The following is a 3,410-nucleotide window of genomic DNA, read 5'->3' on the forward strand; positions in this document are numbered from 1 at the left end:
GCATTTCGGCGAACTTCTCGTCCCGGTCGGCCGACCGTCCGTGACGGCGTTCGGCGGCGAGCGAGCCGATCACGGCTGCGGCCAACCCGAGCGGCATCGTGATGATCACCGGCAGCTGAATGGTCAGCGGCGCCGGTCCACTGCCCAGCCAGAGCGCCTCGGTGAACATCAGGCTGACGACGGTGGATGTCAGTCCCACCGAGATTCCCCAGATGGCGCCGGTGCTGTTGAATCGCCGCCAGCCCAGGCTGAGCAGCAGGCTGGGCAGGTGCGCACTGCCTGCGACCATGAAGGCCATTCCCATGAAATAGGTGATGTTGGTGCTGTCGCCGATCGCCATCGTCAGTCCGATAGCGGCGACGCTGAACGCGACCGCCGCGTACCGGGCGACCTTGGCCTCGCGGGCGTCCGCCGTCTCCGTGTTCGCGTCGGCGGACTTCCGGCGGGTGAGCGTGGGCCACACGTCGTGGGCGAACGTTCCCGCGGCCGAGATCACGACGCCCGCGACGACGGCGACGATGCTCGCGAATGCCACGGCCGCCACCATGGCCAGTGCGATGGAACCGCCGATGGTGCCGACGCCTCCGCCGAGTTCCGTGACCAGCGTGGGTGCCGCGAGATTGCCGCCGGCGCCGACGCGATCCGCCCCGTCGGGACCGAGGAGCGCTGCGGTGCCGAAGCCCATCACGATGACGATCAGGTAGAAGATGCTGCACAGCGCGACGGTCCAGCCCAGCGACTTTCGCGCGGTCGCGGCCTCGGGGACGGTGAAGAAGCGGATCAGGATGTGCGCCATGCCGGCCGTTCCGAGCGCGAACGCCAGGGAGTACGAGATCAGGTTGATCGCGCCGGTCTGCCCGAAGATCAGACCCGGCGAGAGGATCGCGTCACCGGCGGCGGCGTTCGACGTGGCCGCCCCGAGCATTCCGGGGAAGCTGAAACCGAACTTCGCCAGGATTCCCAGGCACACCACGACCGCCAGGATCGACAGGATGGACGACTTGATCACCTGAACCCACGTGGTCGCGAGCATGCCGCCGACGAAGACGTAGATGCCCATGAGCGAACCGGCCACCACAACGGACAGGCCGAACGGGATCCCCGACACCGACTCGAGCAGCACCCCTGCCGCCACGAGTTGGGCGAGCAGCACGAAGGTGCCGGTGACGATGGTACTGAGCGCGACCACCACCCGGACCCGTCGGGCGCCGGTCCGGAACACCAGAACGTCGGCGAGAGTGAACTTTCCGACGTTGCGCATCTTCTCGGCGAGGAGGAAGAGGACGGGGAGGAACGAGACCACCGACGTGCAGAGAATGACGGCACCGTCGACGCCCTTGTAGAAGATCAACCCCGTGGTCCCGAGGAAACTGCCCGCGGAAATGAATTCGCCGGCGATCGCGAAACCGTTCTGCCACCCGGTGATCGAGCGGCCCGCGGCGAAGAACCCGGTGGCGCTGCGACTTCGGCGCGACGCGGCGAACGTCACCCACAACGTGAGGGAGATGACGGCGGCACAGATGCCGATGGCGAGGAAATCGGCGTCGCCGGTCATGAGGCATGCTCCTGATCACGTTGTGCGATGGCCAGGACGGCGGCATCGGCGGCGGGTTGGATGTACGTGCGGGAGAGTCGGAAGTATGCGTACACCAGCACCCAGGTGCCGGCGAACTGGGAGAACACCACCCACAGCGACAGCGGAATGCCGAATACCGTGTTGTCGCCCAGGAACTCGGGGAAGTAGGCGAATCCGACGAGGAAGCCGGCGAACATTACGATCGCGATCAGGCCGAGTGCGGTGGTGACGGCACGCCGCCGACGCCGCAGTTCGACGAACTCCGGCAGCGCGAGGATCGGCGACCATGCTCTCGACGCCGTGGCGGGCGACTCGGTTGTCATGCGTTCACCGCCGCGCGCCGCGCCGAATCCAGGGCGAACCGGTTCTCGTCCCAGCCCTCGGCCAGCGGCCCGAAGTAGTGGAAACGCACCTGCTTGACGCGATACAACCAGCGACCGTCGATCTTGACGGCCTCGTCGGTGTAACGGCCTGCGGCGATCGAGGCGGTGCCGTCGGTCACGCACGGCTGCCACAGGAACGAGCGGACGGTGGCGCGGTCGCCGTCGAGGTCGATCTCCAGGTTGGTGATGAAGTGCCAGAACGCGGTGAGCCCACCGGGGGCGAGTCCGGCGAAGAACTCCCGCATCTCGCTTTTGCCCTTCGGGTGGGACAGCCCGTCGAATTCGCCGTCGTCGGTGAACAGGTCCATGAGGGCGTCCCAGTTGCCGTCGTCGAGATGGCGGCAGTACTGCGCATCGAGGTATCGGATGGCCTCCAGGTCTTCCAGGCGGCCAATTCGTTCTTCGAGGGTGCTCAAGGCGGCATACCTCCACGGTGCGATGTGCGGAATGTGCGAAGCGGTCATTAACGACCGTTCATGTGATGGGGACCATAATCGACGATGTGTCGTGGGTCAAGACCGAGGGTCGGCCCCACGCTTCCCCATGGTGGAGGGTTGCTGAACTGCGATTTCCGGCCGGATCGTTGCTCACCCAGCGCGGTGCCTCTACCCTCCGAGGGATGAACACTCGGTCAAGCAGTGCGGTGATTCCCCACGTCAGGCAGCGGATTCTGGACGCAGCGCTGGAGGAGTTCTACACCGCCGGCTTTCATGCCGCGACCATGCGCACCATCGCCAAACGCGCCGGGTGCAGCGCCGCCAACGTCTACAACCACTTCGACAACAAGGACGAACTTCTCGTCGAGATCCTGCGCGCGGCCAGTGACGAGCAGTTCACCGCCACCAGGAATGCCCTGCGCAAGGCGGGTGCCGCGCCCGCTGAGCAGTGGACGGCCGCGGTGGTCGCGCATTCGCTGTACACCGCACGCAACCAGCGTGCGTGCCTGGTGGCCAACACCGAACTGCGATATCTCGACGAGGTCGATCGCAAACGGGTGGTGGGCTCGCGCGACGCCCAGGAGCACCTGTTCGTCACCATCGCCGAGGCGGGGGTAGCGGGCGGCGACTTCGATGTTCCGCACGTCCATCAGGCGGTGACCGCCGTACTGACCATGTGTGCAGGCATCGCGCTCTGGTACCGGCCGGACGGCCCCCTGTCCGCGCAGGCGGTAGCGGATTCGTACGGCATCTACGCGCTCAACCTGGTGGGGTACCGCCCCGCCTGATTCAGGCAGGTTCGGCATTGACGGTGTGCTCCCGGCCGTGCTCTACTGGGTGAACAAGCGTTAATGTGATCCGAGTGCGGAACCGCGAGTTCCCCGTTTCACGCGCCCCGTAGTTCGAGTGGAGGAGTATCCATGACGCATCGGCCGTCGCAGCCGCGGACAGATTCACCGCGGTATCTCACCGAGGACCGTCTGGCGATCCGGGACCTGGCACGCGAGTTCGCGA

General features: G+C 66.2%; 4 protein-coding genes. 1 reads left to right on the plus strand and 3 read right to left on the minus strand.

Annotated elements, in window-relative coordinates; genetic code table 11:
* The 3 genes from ACFTZB_RS44285 to ACFTZB_RS44295 form a co-directional block, all read right to left on the minus strand.
* Window positions 1-1,555, minus strand: a 1,555-nt coding sequence (locus ACFTZB_RS44285; protein ID WP_378442160.1) for a cation acetate symporter, incomplete at its 3' end; no start/stop codon positions are given.
* Window positions 1,552-1,899: a DUF485 domain-containing protein gene (locus ACFTZB_RS44290; protein ID WP_378442162.1), complete on the minus strand. Its 348-nt coding sequence runs from the start codon at window positions 1,897-1,899 to the stop codon at window positions 1,552-1,554. The genes ACFTZB_RS44285 and ACFTZB_RS44290, both read right to left, overlap by 4 nt.
* Window positions 1,896-2,375, minus strand: coding sequence for a nuclear transport factor 2 family protein (locus tag ACFTZB_RS44295; protein ID WP_378442164.1), 480 nt, complete (start codon window positions 2,373-2,375; stop codon window positions 1,896-1,898). Before ACFTZB_RS44295 ends, ACFTZB_RS44290 begins: the two co-directional genes overlap by 4 nt.
* A 203-nt stretch (window positions 2,376-2,578) precedes the next feature.
* Between ACFTZB_RS44295 and ACFTZB_RS44300 the strand changes: the two genes are divergently transcribed.
* A complete protein-coding gene (locus tag ACFTZB_RS44300; protein WP_378442166.1) occupies window positions 2,579-3,184 on the plus strand; it encodes a TetR/AcrR family transcriptional regulator in 606 nt (201 codons plus the stop codon).
* Window positions 3,185-3,410 lie beyond the last annotated feature (226 nt).

The sequence above is a fragment of the Rhodococcus sp. NPDC057014 genome, from assembly GCF_042673295.1.
In the GTDB taxonomy this organism is placed as follows: domain Bacteria; phylum Actinomycetota; class Actinomycetes; order Mycobacteriales; family Mycobacteriaceae; genus Rhodococcus_F.

Excerpts from the sequence above, each read along its gene's own strand:
- ACFTZB_RS44290 (WP_378442162.1), bottom strand. The coding sequence starts at position 1,899 with ATGACAACCGAGTCGCCCGCCACGGCGTCGAGAGCATGGTCGCCGATC.
- ACFTZB_RS44300 (WP_378442166.1), top strand. The coding sequence starts at position 2,579 with ATGAACACTCGGTCAAGCAGTGCGGTGATTCCCCACGTCAGGCAGCGG.